This window comes from Micromonospora humida, from assembly GCF_016901255.1.
Lineage (GTDB): Bacteria > Actinomycetota > Actinomycetes > Mycobacteriales > Micromonosporaceae > Micromonospora > Micromonospora wenchangensis.
Genome location: NZ_JAFEUC010000010.1, coordinates 165,800 through 190,025, shown reverse-complemented (window position 1 = coordinate 190,025; position 24,226 = coordinate 165,800). Strand labels below are relative to the sequence as shown.

At 74.2% G+C, this 24,226-nt stretch carries 22 protein-coding genes; 15 read left to right on the top strand and 7 right to left on the bottom strand.

Features of this window, described 5'->3' with window-relative positions; translation table 11 throughout:
• Positions 1-4 precede the first annotated feature (4 nt).
• A complete protein-coding gene (locus JQX11_RS20865) occupies positions 5-445 on the bottom strand; it encodes a YkvA family protein (protein WP_204926645.1) in 441 nt (146 codons plus the stop codon).
• A gap of 124 nt (positions 446-569) precedes the next feature.
• Here JQX11_RS20865 and JQX11_RS20860 point away from each other — a divergent pair, with 124 nt between their 5' ends.
• Together JQX11_RS20860 and JQX11_RS20855 are read left to right on the top strand one after the other, a co-directional pair.
• Positions 570-1,136 (top strand): kinase, encoded by a 567-nt coding sequence (locus JQX11_RS20860; RefSeq protein ID WP_204926644.1) that lies wholly within the window; start codon positions 570-572, stop codon positions 1,134-1,136.
• Positions 1,137-1,179: 43 nt separating this feature from the next.
• Complete coding sequence (locus JQX11_RS20855; protein WP_204926643.1) at positions 1,180-1,767, top strand: nucleotidyltransferase family protein; 588 nt, start codon at positions 1,180-1,182, stop codon at positions 1,765-1,767.
• A gap of 223 nt (positions 1,768-1,990) precedes the next feature.
• Here JQX11_RS20855 and JQX11_RS20850 read toward each other — a convergent pair whose 3' ends face one another.
• The gene (locus JQX11_RS20850) at positions 1,991-2,455 is read right to left on the bottom strand and encodes a DIP1984 family protein (RefSeq protein WP_204926642.1); all 465 of its coding nucleotides are present in this window, start codon (positions 2,453-2,455) and stop codon (positions 1,991-1,993) included.
• A gap of 118 nt (positions 2,456-2,573) precedes the next feature.
• On the opposite strand from JQX11_RS20850, the gene JQX11_RS20845 reads away from it, so the two are divergent.
• From JQX11_RS20845 to JQX11_RS20835, 3 genes are all read left to right on the top strand, one after another.
• On the top strand, positions 2,574-3,812 hold the full coding sequence (locus JQX11_RS20845) for a hypothetical protein (protein WP_204926641.1): 1,239 nt from the start codon (positions 2,574-2,576) through the stop codon (positions 3,810-3,812).
• An 84-nt stretch (positions 3,813-3,896) separates the two neighbouring features.
• The gene (locus JQX11_RS20840) at positions 3,897-4,541 is read left to right on the top strand and encodes a hypothetical protein (protein WP_204926640.1); all 645 of its coding nucleotides are present in this window, start codon (positions 3,897-3,899) and stop codon (positions 4,539-4,541) included.
• Positions 4,538-5,422 (top strand): fructosamine kinase family protein, encoded by an 885-nt coding sequence (locus JQX11_RS20835; RefSeq protein WP_204926639.1) that lies wholly within the window; start codon positions 4,538-4,540, stop codon positions 5,420-5,422. The genes JQX11_RS20840 and JQX11_RS20835 overlap by 4 nt, the downstream gene beginning before the upstream one ends.
• Positions 5,423-5,446: 24 nt before the next feature.
• On the opposite strand, the gene JQX11_RS20830 is transcribed toward JQX11_RS20835, so the two are convergent.
• The gene (locus JQX11_RS20830; protein ID WP_204926638.1) at positions 5,447-5,836 is read right to left on the bottom strand and encodes a YybH family protein; all 390 of its coding nucleotides are present in this window, start codon (positions 5,834-5,836) and stop codon (positions 5,447-5,449) included.
• A gap of 121 nt (positions 5,837-5,957) precedes the next feature.
• Between JQX11_RS20830 and JQX11_RS20825 the strand changes: the two genes are divergently transcribed.
• From JQX11_RS20825 to JQX11_RS20805, 5 genes are all read left to right on the top strand, one after another.
• Positions 5,958-7,466 carry an MFS transporter gene (locus tag JQX11_RS20825; protein ID WP_307826279.1) on the top strand — a complete coding sequence of 503 codons (1,509 nt, stop codon included), beginning with the start codon at positions 5,958-5,960 and terminating at the stop codon, positions 7,464-7,466.
• Positions 7,467-7,479: 13 nt separating this feature from the next.
• Positions 7,480-8,061: a TetR/AcrR family transcriptional regulator gene (locus JQX11_RS20820; protein ID WP_204926637.1), complete on the top strand. Its 582-nt coding sequence runs from the start codon at positions 7,480-7,482 to the stop codon at positions 8,059-8,061.
• 135 nt (positions 8,062-8,196) lie between these two features.
• Complete coding sequence (locus JQX11_RS20815) at positions 8,197-8,871, top strand: hypothetical protein (RefSeq protein ID WP_204926636.1); 675 nt, start codon at positions 8,197-8,199, stop codon at positions 8,869-8,871.
• 216 nt (positions 8,872-9,087) lie between these two features.
• Positions 9,088-9,498, top strand: a complete 411-nt coding sequence (locus JQX11_RS20810; protein WP_204926635.1) for a hypothetical protein — start codon at positions 9,088-9,090, stop codon at positions 9,496-9,498.
• A gap of 137 nt (positions 9,499-9,635) precedes the next feature.
• Positions 9,636-9,896, top strand: coding sequence for a hypothetical protein (locus JQX11_RS20805; RefSeq protein ID WP_204926634.1), 261 nt, complete (start codon positions 9,636-9,638; stop codon positions 9,894-9,896).
• 118 nt (positions 9,897-10,014) lie between these two features.
• Here the strand turns inward: JQX11_RS20805 and JQX11_RS20800 are convergent, their stop codons facing one another.
• From JQX11_RS20800 to JQX11_RS20790, 3 genes are read right to left on the bottom strand one after another with little or no spacing between them, the layout of a single operon-like run.
• Complete coding sequence (locus JQX11_RS20800) at positions 10,015-10,965, bottom strand: hypothetical protein (protein WP_204926633.1); 951 nt, start codon at positions 10,963-10,965, stop codon at positions 10,015-10,017.
• Positions 10,966-11,018: 53 nt separating this feature from the next.
• Positions 11,019-11,717, bottom strand: coding sequence for a class I SAM-dependent methyltransferase (locus JQX11_RS20795; RefSeq protein WP_204926632.1), 699 nt, complete (start codon positions 11,715-11,717; stop codon positions 11,019-11,021).
• Positions 11,714-12,535 carry a glycosyltransferase domain-containing protein gene (locus tag JQX11_RS20790; RefSeq protein WP_204926631.1) on the bottom strand — a complete coding sequence of 274 codons (822 nt, stop codon included), beginning with the start codon at positions 12,533-12,535 and terminating at the stop codon, positions 11,714-11,716. The genes JQX11_RS20795 and JQX11_RS20790 overlap by 4 nt, the downstream gene beginning before the upstream one ends.
• A gap of 346 nt (positions 12,536-12,881) precedes the next feature.
• Between JQX11_RS20790 and JQX11_RS20785 the strand changes: the two genes are divergently transcribed.
• A complete protein-coding gene (locus JQX11_RS20785) occupies positions 12,882-19,331 on the top strand; it encodes a type I polyketide synthase (RefSeq protein ID WP_204926630.1) in 6,450 nt (2,149 codons plus the stop codon).
• 171 nt (positions 19,332-19,502) lie between these two features.
• Here JQX11_RS20785 and JQX11_RS20780 read toward each other — a convergent pair whose 3' ends face one another.
• A complete protein-coding gene (locus JQX11_RS20780) occupies positions 19,503-19,781 on the bottom strand; it encodes an acyl carrier protein (RefSeq protein ID WP_204926629.1) in 279 nt (92 codons plus the stop codon).
• A gap of 329 nt (positions 19,782-20,110) precedes the next feature.
• Between JQX11_RS20780 and JQX11_RS20775 the strand changes: the two genes are divergently transcribed.
• The 4 genes from JQX11_RS20775 to JQX11_RS20760 are packed head-to-tail and all read left to right on the top strand — an operon-like array spanning position 20,111 to position 24,216.
• Positions 20,111-21,145 carry a ketoacyl-ACP synthase III family protein gene (locus JQX11_RS20775; RefSeq protein WP_204926628.1) on the top strand — a complete coding sequence of 345 codons (1,035 nt, stop codon included), beginning with the start codon at positions 20,111-20,113 and terminating at the stop codon, positions 21,143-21,145.
• Complete coding sequence (locus JQX11_RS20770) at positions 21,142-22,071, top strand: SDR family oxidoreductase (protein WP_204926627.1); 930 nt, start codon at positions 21,142-21,144, stop codon at positions 22,069-22,071. The genes JQX11_RS20775 and JQX11_RS20770 overlap by 4 nt, the downstream gene beginning before the upstream one ends.
• Positions 22,034-23,293 carry a glycosyltransferase gene (locus tag JQX11_RS20765; RefSeq protein WP_204926626.1) on the top strand — a complete coding sequence of 420 codons (1,260 nt, stop codon included), beginning with the start codon at positions 22,034-22,036 and terminating at the stop codon, positions 23,291-23,293. Before JQX11_RS20770 ends, JQX11_RS20765 begins: the two co-directional genes overlap by 38 nt.
• Positions 23,290-24,216 (top strand): acyl-CoA thioesterase domain-containing protein, encoded by a 927-nt coding sequence (locus JQX11_RS20760; RefSeq protein WP_204926625.1) that lies wholly within the window; start codon positions 23,290-23,292, stop codon positions 24,214-24,216. The genes JQX11_RS20765 and JQX11_RS20760 overlap by 4 nt, the downstream gene beginning before the upstream one ends.
• The last annotated feature ends 10 nt before the right edge of the window (positions 24,217-24,226 follow it).

Below are 24,226 nucleotides of genomic sequence, written 5' to 3'. Positions count from 1 at the left end.
CCCGTCATCCGGGGCCGGCGTCGCCCGGGCCGTGGTCGCTGCCGGCGTAGCGGACGCCCGTCAGCCGGCACAGCGCGGCGAAACCGTCCGGTGTGCCCGGCCAGTGCCGGCGCAGCGCCCCGACACCCGCCCTGCGGACCACCGAGCGCAGCACCGCGACGACGAGGATCGCGTCGTCGGCGTACCCGAGGACCGGGACGAAGTCCGGGACCAGGTCGATCGGGATGACCAGGTACGCCAGCAGCAGGCCCAGGCGCACCCGGACGCCGCGCGGCAGGGTGGTGTCACCGGCCAGCCGCCGCAGCATCCGCACCAGGTCAGGCAGGATACGCAGCGCCTCGGCCAGCAACGGGCCCTGCGGTCGTACGATCAGCAGACCGACCAGCAACGCCACCCACGAGACCGCCACCGCGACCGCGCCACCGACCAGGATGTCCGCGACCATCCGCGCCGCCCCCTTCCGCCGTACCGTCCGCGTGGCCAGGGCATCGTCGCAGAGTCCCGCCGGGCCCGTCGCTCGACGCGGCACCGGTGGCCGGACCGGCCGACACCTGGGGAGGGCCACCGCGATGGACGAGGCGATCCCGACCGGCAGCGACCGGACGATCCTGATCGTCGTCCGGGGGAACTCGGGGGCGGGCAAGAGCAGCATCGCCCGGCAGTTGCGGCTGCGGCACGGTCGCGGCTGCGCCCTGGTCGAGCAGGACTACCTGCGCCGGGTCGTGTTGCGGGAACGGGACCGACCCGGTGGCCTCGCGCCCACCCTCATCGGGCAGACGGTCCGGCTGGCCCTCGACCACGGCTACCACGTGATCCTCGAAGGCATCCTGTACACCGCCCGGTACCGGCGGATGCTCACCGCGCTGCGCGACGGCCACCGTGGCCGGACGGTGTTCGTCTATCTCGACGTGTCGTTGCCCGAGACCCTGCGACGACACGCGACGCGTCCGCAGGCCACGGAGTTCACCGCGGACGACATGCGGGGCTGGTACGCCCCGCGTGACCTGCTCGGGTACGACGACGAGGTGGTCCTGCCCGAGACGACCCCGCTTCAGGAGGCGGTCCGGCGGATCGCCGCCACCGCCGGCCTGCCCCTGACCGGGGGCGATGCCGATTTCCTCCCGGTGCGGCCCTGACCACCCACCGTCCCCGTCCACGCGCTGCTCCTAGGCTGGTCGGGTGCGCGAGGACGAACTACGGGACCTGGTCCGGGGCGACGGATGGTTGATGCGGGCCCTGGGGGTGGTCCGGGACACCGGCCTGCCGGACGCGTGGATCGGGGCGGGGGTCGTGCGGGACCTGGTCTGGGGCCGACGGTACGGCCACGGCTTCGACCCGTCGGCGGTACGGGACGTCGACGTCGTCTTCCTCGACCCGACGGACCTGACCCGGGCCAACGACGACCGGGCCACCGCGCGACTGGCGACGGCCTGGCCGCAGCCGCCGTGGGAGGCGAAGAACCAGGCCGCTGTGCACACCTGGTACCCGGCGACGTTCGGCGGCGACCCGGTGGCCCCGCTGCGGACGATCGCCGAGGCGGTCGCCACCTGGCCCGAGTACGCCACCGCCGTGGCGGTACGCCTGCACGCCGACGACCGGGTCGCGGTCTGCGCGCCGTACGGCCTGGACGACCTGCTCGACGGGGTGTGGCGGCACAACCCGACCCGGGCCGGCCGCGAGGTGTCCCGACGTCGACTCGCCCGCCACCGCCCGGCGGCACGCTGGCCCGGCGTACGGGTGGTCGACCCGGCCGCCGACGACCGGTGAGCGGGTTGCGGAGGTCCCCTGTCCCACCCTCGCCGTCGTGGATCTGCACCCGGTGGTGTGCCGTGCCCTGTGCGCCGTCACCTGTGTGCTGTGCTGGGCATGCGGTGTATGACCGGGGAATCGAACCCCCGCGCCTGCCCCCGGCGCGCCAGGAGTGAGCCGGGATACCGCCGGCTCTCGGGTCGGTGCACGCCTCCACGTCGGCTACCTGCTCCGCAATCCGTCAGTCCAGCAGGTCGACCTCCCAGTTGGCCCGTTGGATCAGCGTGTCGACCTCGCGGATCTGCCGGGCGAGGTCGTCGGCCTGGCCACGCAGTTGCGCCACCGGCAGCGCCGGGATCATCCTCAGCTCCGAGCGTAGCTGTCGGAACCCCCGCTGACCCTCACCGGCGGCGGCGTTGGCCGCGGAGGTGACCAGGCTGTGCCGCAGCCGGAGCACGTCACGGCGGGCCAGGGCATCGGTGAGCGTGCCGCCGTCGACCACGGTGGCGGCGTTGGTGCGGTTGATCCGCCGGATCAGCGTCTCCAGCTCACCGAGCACCCCGCCGGCCTCGGTCAGCAGCGCCGCCGCGTCCTCCGCCGGTGTCTCGCCCTCCTGGAACCGGGCGCTGGCCACGATGCGGGCACGGAGTTGTTCGGCGCGGCGCGCCGCATCCGCGCGCAACGCCAGGGCCTCGGCAAGCTTCATGCCCGCCAGTATGACCGGCGAAGATCAGCGCCGCCGCCCATTTCACCGCCGCCGGGGCAGACCGCGACGCCCACCGGCCCCGGGGGGAACGTCGGGGTGGCTGGGTACGATGCCCGGCGTGCCTCTCCCCGCGGACCTGCGTGACCTGCTGAAAGACCCGTCGTTCTGGTCGGCCTACGAGCGTCCTGAGGGCGACGACGGTGATGACGACGACGAGCGCTGGGAGGACCATCCCGGGTGGACGCTGACCGCCGACGTCGGCGACGGTCACACCCTCGTCCTGGAGATCGACATCGATCTCGGCATGCTCAACCTCGGGGTGTGCCCGCCCGGCGTGACCGAGCCGCTGCAGCTCGGCTGGGACGACGACGCGCACCCCTTCCCGCACGCCCTGCGCTGGGACGAACTGGACCTGATCGCCCGGGCCGTCGCGTTGCGGGATCCGGACCTGCCGCATCCCGGCCCGCTGCTGGCGCTGGCCAGCCGGTTCGTGCTGCTCGGCGAGCACGACGACCTCGACGCGGTCACCCCGCTGCTGGCCGCCGCCTTCGGAACCGGTCCCGACGACGCCGGCTACTGGCCGACGGCCCGCTCCCGGCTGTACCGGTGCGATGGGCGTGACAGAGGCGTCACCTGGCAGCGCGACGACGCCGGCAACTGGACCGTCGAGCAGGACGAGGACCAGGGCGGCGACTTCACGCTCTACAGCCTGCGCGGCCCGGGGTCGGAGTTCCCGTTCGACGCCTGGCGTGACCTGCTGGCCGCCGCCGGGCGTACCGTCGCCGACGCCGTGCCCGCGCCGGCGCGGGACGCCCTCGGCGGCCTGCCGGCCCGGGCCGTCGCCGACCGTGACCTGAGCCTGGCCGCGCAGACCGGCCGGACGCTCGCCGCCGTCGGCGTCGGGCATCCGGTGCTCCTGCGCGGACTCGCCGAACCCGCGCACCCCGCCGAGGTCTGCTGGATCCTCGAAACGGTCACCGGCGCGCCGCAGGGCTCCCTCGTCGCCAGGTGGTTCGGCCCGAGCGCGCTGCGCGCGGCCCGCCGCTACCGGCTGGGCCTGCATCTGGAGGTCGGCGGACGGCCCGATCCACGCGGGTACGCCACCACGGTGACCCGCGACCTCGACCGGGCGCTGCGCGAGCGGGGACTGGGCCACGCCGGGCAGAGCGGCAGCAGCATGCGCCGGGACGCCTCCGGCGGCTACGTCACCCACGCCGTCAGCGTGGACATCGCGGTCTTCGACGATCTCGCCGCCGGCACCGACCTCGTCCGGCACACGCTGCTGCGCCATGATCCGGCGCCGGAGACCGTGCTGCGCCACCTCGGGGATACCGACGCCGTGGTGGCGCTGCGGTGACCCCGGCGGGTCGACAAACGGTCGACCCGCCGCCCGCCGGACGGCACTATGCTGCGACCAGTCCCCGTCGAGCAGGGAGATGACGTGTCGCGTCGTACCGGTAGGCCCTCGTATCTGTTGGCCGCGTCGCCACCACCCCGCCGCCGGCTGTCCCGGCTCGCCGTCGTCGCCGCGATCGGCCTCGTCGTCGCTCTCGTCGGCGGCGGCATCGGCTACGCGGTCGGTCGACCGGACGCCACCGAGTCGACCATCGCCGACCTGCGCCGGGCGGAGGCGACGCGGGACGCCCAGCAGATCACCGAGCTGACGGCCACCGCCCGACGCCTCCGCGAGGAGATCGCCCCCGTGCTCGACGCCCTGCGGGCCGAGCCGACCGCCGACCCGCAGCAGGCGCGTCAGTGGCAGCAGACCCTGCTGCGGGCGGCGGAGCCGTTCGCCAACCCGCCGTCGGGCAGCACGGCGACCAACGTGGCGCGCGGTAGCCTGCGCGGCGCGGTGGAGCAGACGGCGCTGGCCGTCGAGTCGTACCTCCTCGCGGTCACCGGGCCACCCGCGCAGCGGGCGACGCTGACGGCGCTGGCGAAACGGCAGGCGGAGCAGGCCGCCGCCGCCTGGTCCGTCGCCGCCACCCAACTCGATCAGGTCAACGTCGACGCCGGCCACGGCCACCAGCACGTCTATCTGGAGGGCGACCAGCACGACGGCGCCGAGGAGGGCACCGGCGGGTGACCGGAGCGACGGAACTGCTCGCCGGACGGTTGCTGCGGGCCGGGATCGGTGACGTCGTCACCGTCGAGCCGGTGAGCGGTGGCCTCGCCGCGCTCGCCGGGATCGCCCACCGCAGGCACGCGCCGCCGGTCTTCGTCAAGACCTTCGCCGAAGCGCCCGACGGCGACGCCTTCGGCGCGGAGGCAGAGGGGCTGACGGCCCTGCGGGAGCAGGGCGGGCTGGCCACCCCCGACGTGCTCGTGGCGAACCACGAACTGCTGGTGCTGTCGCTGCTGTCGCCGAGGCCGCAGGACGGGGCGTTCTGGGAGCGGTTCGCGCACGCGCTGGCCCACCTGCACACCAGCACCGTCCACCCCCGCTTCGGCTGGCACCGGGACAACTGGTTGGGGCGTCGCCGGCAGGTCAACACCTGGGCCGACGACGGCTTCGCCTTCTTCGCCGAGCACCGCCTGCTGCGCTGGCTGGGTGAGCCGAGGGTGCGGGCCGCGCTCGACGCCGCCGACCGGGCCGCGGTGCAACGGTTGTGTGCCCGGCTGCCCGAGCTGCTGCCGGACCGGCCGGCCTGCCTGACGCACGGCGACCTGTGGTCGCAGAACGTGTTGTCCACCGGGGACGGACGGGCGGCGTTGATCGACCCGGCGGTGTCGTACCTGTGGGCCGAGGTGGACCTGGCGCACCTGTGGACCACGGCGGCCCCACCGGAGTCGGGTCGGTTCTTCGCCGTCTACGCCGAGCTGACCGGCCTCGACGCCGACTGGCGGGACCGCATGCCGATCATCCAGCTGCGGCAGCACCTGGCGGTGCTGGCCCAGTTCGACGACGACTGGGGTGCCGCCGACACGATCCGGGCCACCCTGGCCCCGTTCCGGTCGCGGGCCTGACCGGCGCGGGGCCCGGCGATCCCGTCACGGCTGCGGCACCCCGGGCGGCTGCCGGTCCGGCCAGAACGGCCATTCCTCGAACGACCGGCACCTGCCGTCGTCGGCGAAGCGCATCACCCACAGGTCGCGGTACTCCTGCGTGACCGGGTCGCCGTAGTGCACCTCGTGGCGGGACACGGCGGTGTCGCCGTCGACCGCGACGACCGTGCTGGTCATCCGGAAGACCTCGTCGGGGCCGTCGCGCTGTTCCTCCCACATCCGGGCGATGGCCGGCAGGCCCACCACGGGGGTCAGATAGGGCCCCTGCTGGTAGCTCGCGTCCTCGGTGAAGAGCGTGACCAGGGTGTCCGTACCCGGCGTGCGCCAGGCCTGCTCGTAGGCGACGAGCCAGTCGTCGACGTGCCTGCTGTCCATGTGCCCACCCTGCCATCCGACCGGCCCCCGTACCCGGGTTGCCGGCGCTCCGGTGGGCCGGCAGCCGGAGTGTGGCAGGTCACCCTGACGAACTGTACCGGCTGGTCGGTACAGTTCCGGCGTGATCACGTCCTCGACCCCGGTTCCCGCTCCGGTGCTGTCCACCCGCCGCCGGTGGGCGGCGCTGGCCGTGTTGGCCGCGGCGGTGCTGCTGCTCGCCGTCGACGGGACGGTGCTCTCGCTGGCGGTTCCGGCGCTGACCGCGAGCCTGGCACCGACCGCGGAACAGGTCCTCTGGATCGGTGACGTCTACTCGCTGACCCTGGCGGGGCTGCTGGTGCTGATGGGCAACCTGGCCGACCGGTTCGGGCGCAAACGGGTCCTGCTGGTCGGTTCGGTGGCGTTCGGCGCGGCGTCGCTGCTGGCGGCGTTCGCTCCCAGCGCACCGGCGCTGATCGGGGCCCGGCTGCTGCTCGGTGTGGCCGGCGCGACGCTGATGCCGTCCACCCTGTCGCTGATCCGCAACATCTTCACCGACAGCGGGGAACGGACCCGGGCGATCGCCATCTGGTCCACCGCCTTCGGTGCCGGGTCGGCGGTCGGGCCGCTGGTGGGCGGGTTCCTGCTGGAGCACTTCTGGTGGGGCTCGGTGTTCCTCATCAACGTCCCGGTGATGGTCCTGGTGGTGGTCTCCGGCCTGCTGCTGCTCCCGGAGTCCCGCGACCCGCGACCGGGCCGCTTCGACGTGCTCTCCGCGGTGCTGTCCATGGCGGCGGTCGTGCCGCTGGTGTACGCGGTCAAGCACGTGGTCGGGGCCGGCGTCGACGGCGTGACGGTGTCCTGCCTGCTGGTCGGCGTGACCGCCGGGGTGCTGTTCGTGCGGCGGCAGCGGCGGCTGGAACAGCCCATGCTCGACGTCGAGCTGTTCGGCAACCCGGCCTTCCTCGGGGCGGTCGTCGCCAACGTCATCGCCATCTTCGCGCTGGTCGGCATGCTGTTCTTCTTCTCGCAGTACCTCCAGTTCGCCAGGGGGTTCGGCCCGTTGCAGGCGGGCCTGGCCGAGTTGCCCGCGACCCTGGCCTCGATCGTCGTCGTCGTGATCATCGCTGCGGTCGTGGCCCGGTTCGGCCGGGGCCGGGCCATCGCGCTCGGCCTGGGCCTGGCCGCCGCGGGGCTGGCCGGGGTGGCGGTCGCCGCGCACGCGCCGTACCTGTGGCTGGGGTTGGCGCTCGTGCCCATCGGCCTCGGCATCGGGCTGGCGATGACCCTGACCGGCGACGCCATCATCTCGGCCGCGCCCCCGCGCAAGGCCGGTTCCGTCTCGGCGATCACCGAGACCGCCAACGAACTCGGCGTGGTGCTGGGCATCGCGGTGCTGGGCTCCCTGCTGTCGCTGGTCTACCGGCACGCGGTGAGCGTTCCGTCCGGGCTGCCGGCCGCCGACGCGGCCCGGGTCCGTGACTCGCTGGGCTCGGCGTTGCAGGTGCTGCCGCCGCAGGCCGCCGCCGGGGCGCGGGACGCGTTCATCACCGGCGTGCAGGTCACCTCGTCGCTCGCCGCGGCGCTGACCCTCGGGGCGGCGGTGCTGGCCTGGGTGCTCATCCCCTCACCACGCCCCACGCGGCCGTAGGTACGGTGTCGCCGTGGGACGCACAGCCGGCCGGTCGCCGCAGGACACCCGACGTGCCCTGCTGGACGCCGCCGCGGACGCCGTCCGCGCCCGGGGGATCCACGCCTCGCTGGACGACATCGCCCGCTTCGCCGGCGTGTCCAAGGGCGGCCTGATCTACCACTTCGCCAGCAAGGACGACCTGATCCTGGAACTGGCCCGCGACCAGCTCGCCTCCTTCCAGGCCGGCATCGACGCCGCGCTGGACCCCACGGACACCGCACCGGGACGGCTGACCCGGGCCTACCTGCGCGCGTCGGTCGCCCCCGCCGACGACGACGCCGCCGTACGCGCCTCGATGGCGCTGGTCACCCAGCTCATGACGCTGCCCGCGGTCGCCGAACTCGCCCGCGCCGACGCGGAACGGCTGGCGGCGGCCCTCGCCGCCGACGGGCTGCCCGCCGACGTGCTGGCGCTCGTGGTCGCGGCGGCGGACGGCATGGGAAGCGCGCCCCTGTGGGGGGCCCCGACGCACACCCCGGCCCACCGACGACTGCTGGAACGGCTGCTGCACCTGACCCGGCACCCGCACCTGTGGGAGACGCTCACGCCCTGAGCCGGGCGACCCGCGCGGCCCGTCACGGTCGCGACGTCGGCGGCTGTCGACGTCCCGCCGCAGACGGTATCCTCATCCACTCTCGTCGATCGGCGAGGTGGTTTCGTTCCGCTCCGCACACCCTTCGGAGGCACGATGAGGTTCCGCATCGCCCGTACGCTCGGCGCACTCACGCTCGTACTGGGAGCCGTCGCCGTACCGGCGACCCCGGCCGCCGCGCACGACACCGCCGACGCGATCGCGGTGTACCCGCCGATCCAGGACTCGTCCACCTGGAACAGGTTCGGCGGGTCCGGGCCGGCCGACCACCACATCGTGTTCGGCAACTGGGGCTACACCAACGACTGGGCGGTCGACATCTACCGCAACCCGGGGGCCACCGTCGTCTCCCCGTTCGGCACCAAGACGGCGGCCGGGCACCCGGTCGCGGTCACCGTGGTCACCGTCCGTCCGGGCTGCGCGACCGGCAACCTCGCCGACGGCGGCTACCGGATCGGGCTGGAGGCCCGGGACACCACGACCGGCGGGGTCGTCGGCCGGGCGGACGTGATGCACGTGAACAACAAGCCCGGCGGTGTGGTCGTCGGCGCCTCGGTCGGCCCGTGGACCAAGCTCGGTGAGACCGGCCGGTTCCGGTACTCCAGCTGCTACCAGGTCAACGGGGACAGTGGCGCGCACATCCACCTTGAGGTGATCAACCAGCACCGGTACTCCTGCTACGTCAGCCGCGCCGCCGACACCGCCCTGACCGACCTGACCGTGGTCGGCCGGATCGGCGTCCACTACTCCGGCCAGCGCGCCGCCTGCTGACGACGACCGGTGGCGCGACGACCGGTCCGTCACCGAGGGTCGACGTCGCCACCGCCCGCCGGGACCGGGTCCGTGCCCGGACGCTGTCGGTTGGTCGGCAGTGTCCGGGCACGGACAGTGGCCGTCATGTGACGCCGGGCACCACCCATGATGGGTCACGTCGACGTGCCGTCGCGACAGGCCGGCGGACGGGACACCCCGGTCAGGAGGATGGGCATGCCGTTCGAGGTCGACTTCAACTGGGCATCGCAGGCCGTCATCGAGACGGTGGCCGTGCCGTTCCCGTCCCTGGAGACGCCACCCGACGTGGTCGTCGCCGACCCCGCGGTCCCGCAGTTGGCGTTCCAGCAATCCGGCCCGGTGACGGTCACGATGCTCGGCAGCGGCCGGTGGAACCGCGACACCAGCTACCGGTTCAACGCCGGCTGCAACCAGGAACCGCACCACGCGGCGGCGATCGGGGAGGTCGGGGTGCTCGCCGCCGCGCAGGCGCAGCGGTTGGAGGACTGGTTCCTCCAGCGGTATCCGAACTCCAACCCGGTGGTGTTGAAGAACGGCGGGAAGTGGAACCTCATCCTCACCCGCAACGGTGCGGTCTTCAACTTCCACGTCGGAGTCCACGACTGACACCTCCCGTGCCGGCGCGGGGCGGCCCGGCCGCCCCGCGCCCGCCTCCCGGGGCCTGCCCGAACGGTGGATCGGTGATCGGCCACTGTGGATCTACGATCGGTCACAGTCCCGTCACCCCTGCGGAAGGACCCCCCATGCCCCAGCCGATGCGTCGCCGGCTCACCCGACTCGCGGTGGTCGCCACCGCGGCGGCCGCCGTCAGTTTCACCGTCCAGCCGGCCCCGGCCGCCGCCGTGCCGTTCGACTGGAACGGGGCCTTCGCCACGTGGGAGGAGTGCGAGCAGTACCGCATCGACGCCAGCTACTGGGGTGAGGTGGCCAACAGCTGCGTCTACCGCACCCTGCCCGACAGCCAGTACAACGGCTGGTACTTCCGGGCCGCGATCGCGGGCTGAGCCCCGACGACGAGCGGACCGTCCACCCCCGACCATCGCCCGTCGCAGGCCACCGCCTCCGGTACGCCGAACGGGCGGTCACCCCGGTGCGGGTGGCCGCCCCGGGGCACCGCGCGGGTCAGCTCTGCTGGTAGTTGACGGCGGCGAACCCGCACGGCCGGTGCAGGTGCAGGTAGTAGGCGCCCTCGCCGTACTCGTCCAGATCCGCGCCGCCGACCAGACCGACGTAGTCCATCGGCTGCCGGCACCCGGGGCAGTCGGGGTGGGCGGCGTCCTGGATCCAGTCGGGCCGGCCACCCAGCGTCGAGCCGCCCTGCTCCCACGCGCTGGCCTGGTAGGGGCTCTGCCGGACCTCCCCGGGGACGGGCAGCAGCGCCGGCGGATCCTCCGTCCCGGCGGGGCCGAGATAGTCGGGGCGGGTGTTACCGGCCCACCAGCCGGTGCCGCCGTCCGGGGTGACCCGGCTGTACAGCGTCGTGTAACAGGCGCAGAAGTGGCACGTCTCGATCACCAGGCGGCCGGACCAGCCGGTGTGCGCCAACGCGACGCCGACGGCGGGGTCCGCGGGGTCGAGGTCCGCAGCCGTCCACAGCGGCGACGCGCACCACGGGCAGATCGCCCCGTCCGGCCGCCGTGGTGCCTCACACATGAGCCACCGGTACGCGGTGTCACCGCACAGGTCGCGCCGGTGGCCCTGCGGGTCGACCGTCCAGCCGCCCTCGGGCGCGTAGTCCAGGATGTCGACGTGCAGCGTGTCCGCGCCGGGCGGGGGCTGTGCCGACCAGCGACGCAGGGCGTCCTCGGCCAGCGGGTGGGCGGTGTGCGCCAGGGCGACCAGCAGGTGGTTGAGCTGCTCCGGTGTCCGCCCTCCGTCGACGCGCGCGACGATCCGACGCACCACGTCGGCGTCCGCCGCCCGGTACAGCTTTCCCGGCCACAGCACGTCGTGGTCGAGCAGTGAGCCCAGGTGTGGCGTCAGCCTGCCCGGCTCGGCGTCCGCCACCAGGGACAACTCCTCGACCGCCTCGTCGTCACCGGCGGACACCTGCCGGACCAGCTCCTCGATCACGGGGCGATGCTAGCCATCCGGGACCCGGCCCGTCGCAGGGACACCGGCCCTGTTCACACCGTGAACGCGGGGCCGGGGCGGCCGATGCCGATCCGGCCATTGGTCGGGCGGTGCTCGAACGTCACCCCCAGCTCCTCCTCCCAGCACCGCATGATGTCCTGTTCACCCTCCCGGTCGATGTCGTCGAGCACGACGGCGAAGTCCCCGGCGAACCGCGCGCCGAAGAAGGGCCCGGCGGGATGGCGGGCGTGCGCGTTCGCCGCCTGGTAGGCGGGAGGCCCGTCGACGACGAGCAGGTCGACGGCCCGGCCCGCGGTCATCTCCGCGAGGCGGTGCTGCTCGTACCAGGTCGACTCCTCGTCCGGCCAGCGGGACTCGACAGGCGTCAGGGGGGCGTGCACCACGGTCACCACGTCGCCGAGGCCCTCGCGCGCCAGCTCCTGACCGAGCAGTTCCGCCCAGCGCCCGTCGTGCTCCACGGTCCACAGGTGTCCGCCCCGCTGCCGTAGCAGCCTTCCTATGTAGAAGGTGGAGACTCCACTGCCCAGCTCGACGACGCACCGCCGACGGTTGACCATGATCTCGTTGAGCACCGCGACCACCCCGCTCGGTCGCATGGCGCTCGCGCTCCACGGCAGGTACGTCAGCGACAGCGGGGCCAGCGCCTGCATGGCCAGCAGGTCGTTGCGCTGCAGCTCGTTGCGTTGCAGCGACGGACGGTGGCGCTGCTCGTACTCCGGTCGCGCGGTCACCGTGGCACCATCCCCACCAGCCAGGAGGGCAGCAGACCCTCGTCGAGCAGGTCCAGGACCACCGTCTTGGCCAGGGCGGAGGCGAAGTGCACCTGGGCCGCCCCGCTGGGCGTGCGCAACCGCGACAGGAGCCGGGAGCGTTCCCGCCGGTAGCTTGCCGACTGCCTGCCGTGGGTGCGGAAGTCGTCCGTCCAGCGGTTCAGCTCGCAGAAGTTGGTGACCCTCGGCGCGAAGTTCTCGAACAGGACGGCCCTGTGGTCGAGCCCGACGGTGTCCGGTTCGAGGAGCTGGACGAGGGTCCAGTAGTACTGGTCGCTCGTGCCGTGCAGCCGGTCCGTGTCGACCTGGTGCGCCCGCAGCCGGTTCAGCAGCGGGAAACGCCCGCTCGGGGGGTCCGGATACGCCGCGCACAGGGCGAGGAGGTCACCGGCGGGCCCGAGGAAACCGCCGCTGTTGAGATATGGGTACGGGCCGACGGGCGGGTCCTCGTGCAACGCGAGACCGACGGGGCCCATCGGCCAGCTGTTCGGCTCGGCGCTGAACACGACCCGCTGCGCGAAGCCCGCGTACGCCGTGCGGATGTACTCCTCACCACGCAGCAGGAGCGTGTCGTACGCGTCGGTGAACAGCACCAGCTCGTCCGGTGGGACGTGCCGGGCCAGATGATCGGTGAGCAGCGCCCGCTTGTCCCGGGGCCGGAACCCCCTCTGCCGGCCCTCCAGGACGACCAGGTCGAGCCCCACCGCCGCGCAGGACGGCGCCAGCAGCCGCTGCAGGAAGGGGTGTTCGAGGTCGGTGGCGATGGTGATGACCCTCATGGTCGGCGTCCAATCGTGCTGACGGTTCGTGCCGTTGGACCGCACCGGATGCGCCCTGGTGCCCGACCGGTGGGCCGGGGTCGGACCGGCTGCCAAACTATCGATCCACGACCGTCGTTGTCGACCCGCGGCACCGTTCCCGCCCCTGTCCGAGAGCTGTCGTCGAGCCGTTCTCAAGGACGGGGCCACCGCCGGGCACCGCCGGTCGGAACCCCGCGCCGGGCGGTCCCGACCGGAAGGCGAGCGGGTCTGCCCACCGGCGTCCGTGGTTTCTCGAGCCGTTCCCAAGCGGTGGCCGGGAGACTCGGGGCGCAGCCAGCACACGACGCCGAGAGAGGCGGGGCGGATGACCGGACGGGACGAGTCGGCGCACACACGGGCCGGGACACCGGGCGGGACACCGGTCGCCGTGGTGGGCATCGGCTGCCGGTTTCCCGGCGCCAACGGGTTGGCGCAGTTCTGGCGTCTGCTCAGCGACTGCGGCGACGCGACCACCGACGTGCCGGCCAGCCGGTACGACATCGACGCCTACCACGACCCGCGACCGGGCACGCCGAACCGGATCGTCAGCCGCCGGGGCGGCTTCCTCGACCAGATCGACCAGTTCGACGCCGGCTACTTCGGGGTGGCCCCCCGGGAGGCGGAACGGATGGACCCCCAGCAGCGGCTGCTGCTGGAGACCGCGGCCGAGGCGCTGGCCGACGCCGGCCTGACCCGCGACCGGCTGTCCACCACCCGCACCGGCGTCTACGTCGGCGGCATGTCCTCGGCGTACGGGCAGCTGCTCAGCGACGCGTCGGTGCTGGACCTGCACGCGGCGACCGGCGGCGCGCGCAGCTTCCTGGCCGGCCGGGTGTCCTTCGCCTTCGACCTGCGCGGCCCCAGCATGGCGGTGGACTGCGCCTGCTCCTCCAGCCTGGCGGCGCTGCACCTGGCCTACCAGAGTGTGCGCAACGGGGAGACCCAACTGGCGCTGGCCGCCGGGGTGAACCTGGTGATCGCCCCCGAGGAGACGATCCCGTTCTCGGCGGCCCGGATGCTCGCCGCCGACGGCCGGTGCAAGTTCGGCAGCGCCCACGGCGACGGCTTCGTCCGCAGCGAGGGGGTCGCCGTGCTGGTGCTCAAACCGCTGGACCGGGCCGAGGCCGACGGCGACGCCGTCCACGCGGTGATCTGGGGGTCCGCGGTCGGCAACGACGGCCAGTCCGGCGGCTACCTGCTCACACCCTCCCAGCCCGGCCAGGAGGAGACGCTGCGCGCGGCGTACGCCGACGCGGGCGTACCCGCCACGCTGGTGGACTACGTCGAGGCGCACGGCACCGGGACGCCGGCCGGTGACCCGGTGGAGCTGGGCGCCCTCGGCGCGGTGGCCGGCGCGGGCCGGGACGGGCACTGCCTGGTCGGCTCGGTCAAGACGAACATCGGCCACACCGAGGCGGCCGCCGGGCTGGCCGGGGTCATCAAGGCGGTGCTCGCGCTCCAGCACCGGGAGATCCCGCCGAGCCTGCACGCCGCCGAGCTGACCGGCGCGGTCGACTGGGCGGGGCTGCGGCTACGGCTGGTGCGGGAGCGCACCCCCTGGCCGCAGACCGACCGGCCGGGCCTGGTCGGGGTCAGCTCGTTCGGCATCTCCGGAACCAACGCGCACGTGGTGCTCGGCGAGTACACCGGGCCCGCACCGGCACCCGCGCCCGCCGACGGGGACACATCCGACGGGGACGACGCGCAGCTCCTGGTGCTCTCCGCACCCGAGCGGGAGGCGCTCACCGCCCTCGCCGCCGACTACGCGCGGTTCCTCGGGCCGGGCGGCGACGGGCGGGACCTGCCGTTGCGCGACGTGTGTTTCAGCGCGGCCACCCGCCGGGACCACCACGAGAACCGGCTGACCGCCGTCGGCGCGTCACCCGACGACCTGGTCGAGCGGCTGCTGGCGTACGCCGCCGGTGAGTCCCGCCCCCGGCTGGGCGTCACCGCGTCCGCACCGGTGGACGGCGACCGGCCCACGGTCGTCTTCGTCTTCCCCGGACAGGGCTCGCAGTGGGACGGCATGGGCCGCGAACTGCTGGCCCGCTCACCGGTCTTCCGCGACACCCTCACCCGCTGCGACGAGGTGATCCGCGCCGAGGTCGGCTGGTCGCTGCTGGCCCGGCTGACCGGCGAGACGGACGCCCCGGCGTCCATCGACACCGTCCAGCCGACCCTGTGGGCGATGCAGACCGCGCTCTGCGCGGTGCTGCGTGACTGGGGCATCGAGCCCGACCACGTGGTCGGGCACAGCATGGGCGAGGTGGCGGCGGCCGGCGCGGCGGGTGCGCTCAGCCTCGCCGACGCCGGTGCGGTCATCTGCCGGCGCAGCAGGCTGCTGCGCAGCGTCGCCGGGCAGGGCGTCATGTACTCGGTGGAGCTGTCCGCCGCCGACGCCCAGGCCGCGCTGGCCGGCCACGAACACCTCGTGTCCGTGGCGGTCAGCAACAGCCCCACCTCGACGGTCCTCTCCGGCGACCCGCTGGCGCTGGCCGCCATCGTCGCGGACCTCGACGAACGCGGCGTGTTCTGCCGGCAGGTCAGGGTCGACGTCGCCTCGCACAGCCCACAGATGGACCAGCTCCGCGATGACCTGCTGGCCGACCTCGGCGACGTCACCCCCCACGCGGGTCACGTCCCGCTGTACTCCACCGTGGACGACGCCCCCTGCGACGGGTCCGGATGGGACGCCGCCTACTGGATCCGCAACCTGCGCGAACCGGTGCGGTTCGGGGCCGCGGTGGCACACCTCGCCGGAGCGGGCGACACGGTGTTCGTCGAGATCAGCCCGCACCCCATCCTGCTGCCGGCCATCCAGGAGACCCTGGCGGCGACCGGGACCGACGGCGCCGCCGTCGGCTGCCTGCGCCGCGACGAGCCGGAACGGGCCAGCCTGCTCGACACCGTCGCGGCCCTGCACCGCGCCGGCTGCCCGGTCGACTGGCACCGGGTGGTCGGCGGGCCGCCGCCCCGCTACGTGCGGCTCCCGTCCTACCCGTGGCAGCGCCAGCGGTACTGGCTCGCCCCGGCCCCGGCCGGACAACCGGCCCAGCACCGCGTGGACCGGGTCGTCGACCCGGCCCGCGAGCCGTACCTGCTCGACCACCGGGTGCAGGGCACCGTGGTCGTGCCGGGCACCGCGTACGTCGAGCTGCTGCACACCGCCGCCGCCGGGATCTGCGCCGGGCAGACACCCGTGCTGGGCGACATCCGCTACCTCGACGCGCTGTTCCTGCGTCCGGACCAGCCGCCGCCCGCGCTGTCCACCACGTTCACCCCGCGCGGGCCCGACACCTGGGACGTGGCGGTGACCGGGGCGGAGACGACCCACGTCACCGCGACGGTCACCCGCACCCCGCCGCCGGAGCGACGCCGGCTGCCGGTGGAGGCGATCCGCGCCGCCTGCCCCGACCACCTCACCGGGGTCGACTTCTACCGCCGTTTCGCCGCGCGGGGCAACGAGTGGCAGGGCGCGTTCCAGGGCGTCGCGGAACTCTGGACGGGCGACGGTCAGGCCCTCGGCCGCATCCAGGTGCCCGCCGGGGTCGACCCGGCCGGGTACACCTGCCACCCGGCGCTGCTGGACGCGTGCGGGCAGGTCCTCGCGTCGCTGATCCCGGCCGAGGACCGGTCGTCGGCGTTCGTCCTGGGCGGCATCGACGCGGTGACGATCCACCCCGACCCGGGCGTCCCCGGCTGGGCGCACGCCGTCGGGGTCACCGCCTGGCGGTCCGACTCGGTCTGTGGCGACCTCGTGGTGGCCGACGCCGACGGCCGGGTGATCGTCGAGATCGATGGACTGCGCCTGCAGTACCTGCAACCCCCGGACTCGGTACGCGACCCCGACGGGTGGTTCCACGAGCTGCGGTGGCAGCCGCTGCCGGCGCTGCCCGACGCACCCCGGCCGGCCGACCGCCGGCTGGTCTTCGCCGACCGGTCCGGCGTCGGCGACGCGCTGCCCGCCGACGTCCGGGTGTTCGCGGGCGGCGGGTACCAACGGCTGGCGGCCGACCGGTACGAGATCGACCCGACGGCACCGGCGCAGTACCGGCGGCTGCTCGCCGACGTCCGGGCCGGGTTCGACGGCCTCGCACCGGCCGAGGTGGTGCACCTCTGGACGCTTGACGAGCCCGACGGCTCCCAGTCGGCGCAGCAGGCGGCCGGGGACGCCGAACGCCTCGGCTGCGGCAGCGTCCTGCGGCTGCTGCGGGCGCTCGCCGACGCCGGCCTGCCCGAGCCGCCCCGGATGTCGCTGGTGAGCCGGGGCGGGCACCGGGTGCGCGACGCCGACCGGACCGTGTCGATGTGGCAGGGCGCGCTCTGGGGCCTGGGCCGGGTCGTCGCCCACGAGCACCGGGAACTGCGCTGCGTGCTCGTCGACCTGGACCCGGCGGACCCACCCGCCGAACTCGCCGCCGCGTTGGACCGCGAACTGGCCGGTGCCGGGCCGGAGGACCAGGTGGCGCTGCGCGACGGCCAGCGGTACGCCGCCCGCCTGCTGCCCATGCCCACCGCCCGGCCGGACGACGCCGACGTCACCCACCAGCTCCAGGTCACCTCGCCCGGCCTGCTCGACGGGGTGCGCCTGGTGCCGGTGCCGCGCCGGCCGCCGGGGCCGGGTGAGGTGGAGGTCCGCGCCGACCACCTCGCCCTGAACTACCGCGACGTGCTGATCGCCATGGACCTGTATCCGCGCCTGTCCGACCAGCCCGCGAGCGTGATCGGCGAGTGCGCCGGCACGGTCACCCGGGTCGGACCGGGCGTGGCCGGACTGCGGCCCGGCGACGAGGTGGTGGCGATCTCGCTGCGCGCACCCGCCGCCAGTCACCTCTGCGTCGACGCGCACCTGGTGCGCCGGCGGCCGTCCCGGCTCACCGCGCAGGAGGCCGCCACCGTGCCGGTGGCCCTGGTCACCGCGTACCACTCGCTGGTCCAGCTGGCGCAGGTGCGGCCCGGCGAACGGGTGCTGATCCACCACGCCACTGGCGGGGTGGGGCTGGCCGCGGTGCAGGTGGCCCGCTGGCGCGGCGCCGAGGTGTACGCCACCGCCGGCAGCCCGGACAAGCGCGCGCTGCTGCGGATGATGGGCGTCGCGCACGTGTCCGACTCGCGGAGCACCGGGTTCGCCGACGAGATCCGGGACGCCACCCGGGGCGAGGGCGTCGACGTGGTGCTCAACACGCAGGCGGGGGAGGGCCTGCTCAAGAGTGTGGAGCTGCTGGCCGACCGGGGACGCTACGTCGAGCTGAGCCGGCGCGACCTGGTCGACGGCACCCGGCTGGACCTGCGGCTGCTGGCGCGCGGGGCGTCGTTCTTCGTGGTCGACGTGGTGGACCTCGGGCTCAACGAACCACGCCGGCTCGGCGCGATCCTCGACGAGACCCTGGCCCTGGTGCAGGCCGGTCTGCTCGAACCGCTGCCGTACCGCGTCTTCCCCGCGACCGACCTGGTCGGCGCGTTCCGGCACATGGCCCAGGCCCGGCACGTCGGCAAGGTGCTGGTGTCGGTCGGGGAGCTGACCGCGCCGCAGTCCGCCCCGGCACCGGCCCCGCACCGCCCGGTCCGGATCGACCCGACCGCCGGTTATCTGGTGACCGGCGGGCTCGGCGACCTCGGCCGGGTGGTCACCGACTGGCTGGTCCGCGAGGGGGCCCGGTACATCGTGCTCACCGGGCGTACCCCGCTGTCGGGCGTCGGCGGCGCGGACTGGTTGGCGGAGCTGCGGCGGCACGGGGTGCGGGTGGCGTACGAGGCGGTCGACGTGGCCGACGAGGAGGCGATGCGGGCGGTCGTGGGGCGGTACGGGACCGACGGCGTGACGATCCGGGGTGTGGTGCACGCCGCCGGGGTGATCGAGTACCGCGCCCTGTCCGAGCTGGACGACCGGACCCTGTCGGCGGTCCTGCGCCCGAAGGTCACCGGCGCGGCCGTGCTGCACCGCCTGTTCGCCGGGCAGCCGCTGGACTTCTTCGTGCTGTTCTCCTCCGGCTCGGCGGTGCTCAGCTCCCCGATGCTCGGCGCGTACGCGGCCGCGAACGCCGCCCTGGACTCGCTGGCCGACCAGCGCCGGCTCGCCGGTCAGACCGCGCTCAGCGTGAACTGGGGCTTCTGGTCGGTCGGCATGCCCGCGCGGGTCGGCCGGGAGCACGGCCGGGCGATCAACCCGGCCGGCATGGACACGTTCAGCCCCCGGGAGGGCATCGAGGCGCTGCGTCTGCTGCTGGCCCGCGACGCCACCCACGGCGTGGTGCTGCCGGCGGACTGGCGGCGGTGGGCGGGCGCGCATCCGGACGCGGCGACCTCGCCACTACTGCGTGACCTGCTCGCCGACCCCACCGCCGTCGCCGCGCCCGCCACCCCGGCGTCCGTCGTGCCCTGGTCGCCGCCGCCGACCTCCCCGTCCCCGGCGCGACCCGAGGCCACCGCCCCGGTCACCGACCCCCCACCCGCCCCCGGGCAGACCCCTTCCGCACCGGTGGGGTCAGGGGAGGCGGGGTCAGGGGTGGCGGGCACGCTGACCGACCGGGACGCCGTGGAGCGCTACCTGGCCCGGGTCCTCGCGGAGGTGCTGGGCATGCCGTCGGCGCAGGTGCACACCCGGCGTCCCCTCAAGCGGCAGGGTCTGGACTCGCTGATGGCCGTGGAGGTCCGCACCCGGGTCCAGCGCGACCTGGGGATGCTGCTGCCGATCGCGAAGATGCTCGGCGGCCACAGCGTCGCCGAGCTGGCCGGCGAGGTGCTCAGCCAGCTCGGCGAGGCCGGCCGCCGCTGACGGGGCCGGGCCGGTGGGCGGTGCGGCGGGTCGCCCCGCGTATCCGTCCGCCGGCCCCGGTCTGCCCGGCCCCGCTCACCGGCGCGGCCGGGCCCGGCACGACCGGTGGCGGTGACCGGACGTGCCGGTCACCGCCACCATGTCGTACGTCGGATGTCGCCCGTCGCGCCGTCAGCCGCGGGCCGCGTCGGCCTGCGGGATCAGCTCCGCCCGCCGGGCCACCTCCGCGGCGAACTCGCCGAGCGTCATGATGGCGAGCGTCTCGATGTCGTCGTCGTCGAACGTCACGCCGAACCGGTCCTCGACCCGCAGCGCGAGCTCGGACACGGCGAGCGAGTCGAGGTCCACACCGGACGGACCGAGCATCGAGTCGGGGCCGGTGTCGTCGGTGTAGAAATTCATCTCGCGCAGCGACTGCAGGGTGAACGCCAGGACCTCGTCGGCTGACATGGTGGGGCTACCTTCCTGTCGGATGGCGCGGGAGCGGCGGGGCCGGCGTCGGTCGACGACGTCATCCTCCGTCACCGACGACCTGCGGCGTCATCACGTCGGTCGACGACATACTGCCGAAATGAGTGGGCCGAAGTTATCAACGGGCACTCGCGCCGGTCAATGCGCCGGAAATGGCCTCCACGGGTGCGCAAGGCGGAGCGGCGGCGGAATTCGAGCAGTTCTCAGTCCGGCGTCGAGGTCGCGTGCACCGCCCCGGCTCGCGCGGCAACTACAGTCCTTGCGAAAGGCGGACGTGGCGCCATGGCCGGCCGACCCGGGAGACGCGCTTGAAGATCACCAACGTTCACCTGTCCGGGCTGGGTGTCTTCCAACCCCCCGTGGTCGACGCCGGCCAGGCCGCCCGGCGCGGCGACTACAGCCCGGCCGCCTACCTGGAGAACCGGCTGACCGGCACCTGCGTCGCCGGGGACGTCTCACCGCCGGAGATGGCCGTGCACGCGGCCCGTCAGGCGCTGACCCGCGCCGCCGCCGACCCCACCGGGATCGGCCTGGTGCTGCACGCCTCCATCCACCACCAGGGCCCGGAGATGTGGCTGCCCGGCCCGTACATCCAGCGGGAGGTCGTCGGTACGGCGGCCCCCGCGTTCGAGGTCCGGTTGGGCTGCAACGGGGTGTTCGCGGCGCTGGAGATCGCCGCCGGGCACCTGACCGGCGCGGCGGCGGGCGCGACGGTGCTGGTGACCACGGCGGAGAATCTCGGCTCACCGCTGATCGACAGGTGGAACTCGGCACCCGGGTTCATCCTGGGCGACGCCGGTAGCGCGCTGCTGCTGGACCGCGACCACGGCTTCGCCCGGGTACGCGCCGTGGGCAGCGTCGCGGTGCCCGAGGTGGAGCCGCTGTACCGGGGCGGCGAGCCGCTGTACCCACCGGCGGCGGGCCAGGGCCGCAGGATCGACATGCGGGAACGGGCCGAGTACTTCCGCGACAACGTGATGTCGCTGACCGACGCCGCCGAACTGAGGAACCGGGCCCGGCTCGACCTGATCGACCGCACGCTCGACGAGGCGGACCGCAAGCTGACCGACATGACCCGGGTCATCTGCGGGAACGCGGCGGCGTACATGGTGCAGCACGACCTGGTGGAGCCGCTGGGCATCACGATGGAGCGCACCACCTGGCAGTTCGGTCGCGGCGTCGGGCACACCGGCGCGAGCGACCAGCTGCTGTCGCTCAACCACCTGCTGGTCACCGGACAGCTCACCGCCGGCGACCACCTGCTGCTGTACGGGGGCGCGCCGGCCACCCTGTCCTGCGCTGTCCTGGAGGTCCTGGACGTCCCGGAGTGGGCGGGGGCATGACCGCGTCCCCGCGTGTCTGGCTCGTCACCGGCAGCTCGACCGGGATCGGCCGGGCGCTGGTGACCGAACTGCTCGCCCGGGGCGAGACGGTGGCGGCCACCGCCCGCGATCCGCGCGCCCTGGCCGACCTGCGACCTTCCGGGACGGGAACACTGTGGACGGCCCGGCTCGACGTCACCGACCCGCACCGGATCAGGCAGGTGGTCGACGACGCCGCCCGCGCGCTCGGCCGCCTCGACGTGGTGGTCAGCAACGCCGGGTACGCGCTGGTCGGCGCGGCCGAGGAGGCCAGCGGCGAGCAGGTCGACAGGCAGATCCGGACCAACCTGACCGGCCCCATCCACCTGGCCCGGGCGGTGCTGCCGTACCTGCGCGCGCAGGGCGGCGGGCGGATCATCCAGGTGTCGAGCATGGCCGGGCAACGGGGGTCACCCGGCACGGCCGTCTACTGCGCCACCAAGTGGGGCGTGGAGGGCTTCTTCGAGTCGCTGGCCGCCGAGGTGAAGGGCTTCGGGATCGGCGTGACGATCGTCGAGCCGGGCACCGTGAGCACCGGGTTCTTCGGGCGGAGCAAGGAGCTGACCACCGCGTCGCCCGCCTACGCGGGCACCCCGGCGGCGATCCTGCGTCGCCGGGCGCAGGACGGCCGCCTACCGTGCCGTGGCGACCTGGCCAGGATGGCCGCCGCCGTGGTCGACGTCGCCACCGGGCCGACCGCCCCGCTGCGGCTCGCGCTCGGCAGCGACGCGTACGCCTCGATCCGGCGCGGACTGACCGCGCGGCTGGCGGACCTGGAGGACCAGCGGGAGCTCGCGTTCTCCACCGACCTGAACGCGGGCGACGGGTCGACCCCGTCGACGCCGCACCGAGGACCAGAGGGGAACGACGATGCGCATCACCGTCCTGGCGCTCGGCAGCCGCGGTGACGTCTATCCGCTGACGGCACTCGCCGCCGAGCTGGCCCGTCACGGCCACGAGGTACGCGTCGGGGCGTCGATGAACCTGGTCGACCTGCCCCGGCAGCTCGGGCTCGACGTGGTGCCGGTCGGGTGGAACCAGCAGTCGATGATGCAGACCGAGCGGGGCCGGGAGTGGGTCACCAAGAGCACCCTCGACTCCTTCCTCCAGATCACGATCGAGGCGTACCGGGACTACGGTCGCCGGTTCGGCGACGAGGCGATCGAGATCACCGCCGGCACCGAGGCCATCGTCTGCGCCGTGGTCAGCGAGCAGTGGGCCGCGACCCTGGCCGAGGCGTACGACGTCCCGCTCATCGCGTACGACCTCACGCCGTCGCGGCCGAACGACGTGGTGCCGCATCCGCTGGTGGCCCTCGACCCGCTGCCGACCGCCGCGGCGAACCGGGCCACCTACCTGCACTACACCCGGCGGGCCTGGCGGTACCGGCGGGACCTGATGTTCGCGTTCCGTCGCCAGCTCGGCCTCCCCGCGATGCCGCCGCCCCCGAAGCGGCTGCGGCGACCGCTGGAGCTGCAGGGCTACAGTCCCACCCTGGTGCCGGGCCTGACCTGGGACGCCTACCGTCCGATCGTCGGTGACCTCCGGTTGACCCCGGACGACCTGGACCGCGCCGGGATGTCCACCCTCGATCCGGAGCTTGCGGAATGGCTCTCGGCGGGCGAACCGCCGGCCCTGCTGACGTTCGGCAGCACGCACGTGGCGGACCCGGCGGCGATGATGGCGGGCATCGGGCGGGTCTGCCGGTCGCTTCGGGTACGTGCCCTGGTGGCCACCGGCTGGGGGCTGGCCGGGGTCGCGCCGTCCACGTCAGCGGAGCTGCGGGTGGTGCCCTACGTGGACTATGACCTGGTGCTGCCGCACTGTGCCATGGTGGTGCACCACGGCAGCGCCAGCATCACCGCCGCCGGTGTGCGCGCCGGCATCCCCACGATGGTCTGCTCCTCCTACGCCGACCAGCCGTTCTGGGGCCGCCAGCTGGAACGGCTCGGTGCCGGTGTGCACGTGCGGTTCACCGACCTGTCCGAGGACGTGCTGCGCTCCGGCATGTCCCGCCTGACCACCGCTGCGCTGCGGCGGCGCGCGGCACAGCTCGGCGAGCAGATGCGCGCGGAACCCCACGGCACGCTCGTCGCAGCCGACGAGGTCGACAAGTACCTCGCCGGATGAGCGGCACACCGACCGCCGACCGTGGCCGGGCGGTCGTCGAGGAGGTGGTCGGGCTGCTCGACCTGGTGACCGTCGACCCCGCGACGGTCACCACGGACCGGCTGGTTCCCGTCGCGGGGGTGTTCTCCGGACGCGGCACGACGCGGGGCACCACCCGCCGGTACGGGGGGCTCATCGCCGCCCAGGCGCTGACCGCCGCCGCGCACACCGTGCGCCCCGGTCGACCGGTGCACTCGCTGCACGCCTACTTCACCCGGCCGGGTGACAGCCGCAGGCCCGTCACCTACCTGGTCGAGACCCTGCGCGACGGCCCGTCCATGTCCGCCCGGCGGGTGGTCGCCCTCCAGCGCGACACCCCGATCTTCTTCCTGACCGCCTCGTTCCACGATCCCGGCACCGGGCCGGCGCACGGACGGCCGGCGCCCGAGGTCCCGCCGCCGGACGAGGTGCCGACCCTGGCCCGGCTGCTCGCCGACGCGCCCGCCCGGTTGGCCGCGGTGCAGGACATGCTCTTCGCGTTCGACGTCAGATACCTCGGCCCGCCGCCCGGCGGGCGGACCGACGGGGAACGGGCGGGTGAGGCGCACCGCCGGGCCTGGGTGCGGGTGGCCGGGAGGCTGCCCGACGACGGGTCGCTGCACGCCGGCGCGCTGGTGCTCGTCTCGGATCTGCCCCTGCTGCTCAGCGCGATGGTGGCCGGGCACGCGACCGAGTGGGGTCCGGGTGACCTCGGCGTCAGCATCGACCACACGGTGTGGTTCCACCGACCCTGCCGGGCCGACGAGTGGCTGCTGTACGACTGCGACAGCCCGTGGGCGGCCGCCGGTCGGGGCCTGGCGACGGGGCGGCTGTACACGCGCGACGGCGACCTGGTGGCCACGGTGGCCCAGGAGGCTCTGCTGCTGACCCGGCCTGCCCGCTGACCCGGTGCAA

Bases quoted from the DNA above. Each gene is read 5' to 3' on its own strand.
- JQX11_RS20865 (WP_204926645.1), bottom strand. From the start codon at position 445: ATGGTCGCGGACATCCTGGTCGGTGGCGCGGTCGCGGTGGCGGTCTCG.
- JQX11_RS20785 (WP_204926630.1), top strand. From the start codon at position 12,882: ATGACCGGACGGGACGAGTCGGCGCACACACGGGCCGGGACACCGGGC.
- JQX11_RS20765 (WP_204926626.1), top strand. From the start codon at position 22,034: ATGCGCATCACCGTCCTGGCGCTCGGCAGCCGCGGTGACGTCTATCCG.
- JQX11_RS20760 (WP_204926625.1), top strand. From the start codon at position 23,290: ATGAGCGGCACACCGACCGCCGACCGTGGCCGGGCGGTCGTCGAGGAG.
- JQX11_RS20780 (WP_204926629.1), bottom strand. From the start codon at position 19,781: ATGTCAGCCGACGAGGTCCTGGCGTTCACCCTGCAGTCGCTGCGCGAG.
- JQX11_RS20830 (WP_204926638.1), bottom strand. From the start codon at position 5,836: ATGGACAGCAGGCACGTCGACGACTGGCTCGTCGCCTACGAGCAGGCC.
- JQX11_RS20770 (WP_204926627.1), top strand. From the start codon at position 21,142: ATGACCGCGTCCCCGCGTGTCTGGCTCGTCACCGGCAGCTCGACCGGG.
- JQX11_RS20815 (WP_204926636.1), top strand. From the start codon at position 8,197: ATGAGGTTCCGCATCGCCCGTACGCTCGGCGCACTCACGCTCGTACTG.
- JQX11_RS20850 (WP_204926642.1), bottom strand. From the start codon at position 2,455: ATGAAGCTTGCCGAGGCCCTGGCGTTGCGCGCGGATGCGGCGCGCCGC.
- JQX11_RS20860 (WP_204926644.1), top strand. From the start codon at position 570: ATGGACGAGGCGATCCCGACCGGCAGCGACCGGACGATCCTGATCGTC.
- JQX11_RS20805 (WP_204926634.1), top strand. From the start codon at position 9,636: ATGCCCCAGCCGATGCGTCGCCGGCTCACCCGACTCGCGGTGGTCGCC.
- JQX11_RS20810 (WP_204926635.1), top strand. From the start codon at position 9,088: ATGCCGTTCGAGGTCGACTTCAACTGGGCATCGCAGGCCGTCATCGAG.
- JQX11_RS20790 (WP_204926631.1), bottom strand. From the start codon at position 12,535: ATGAGGGTCATCACCATCGCCACCGACCTCGAACACCCCTTCCTGCAG.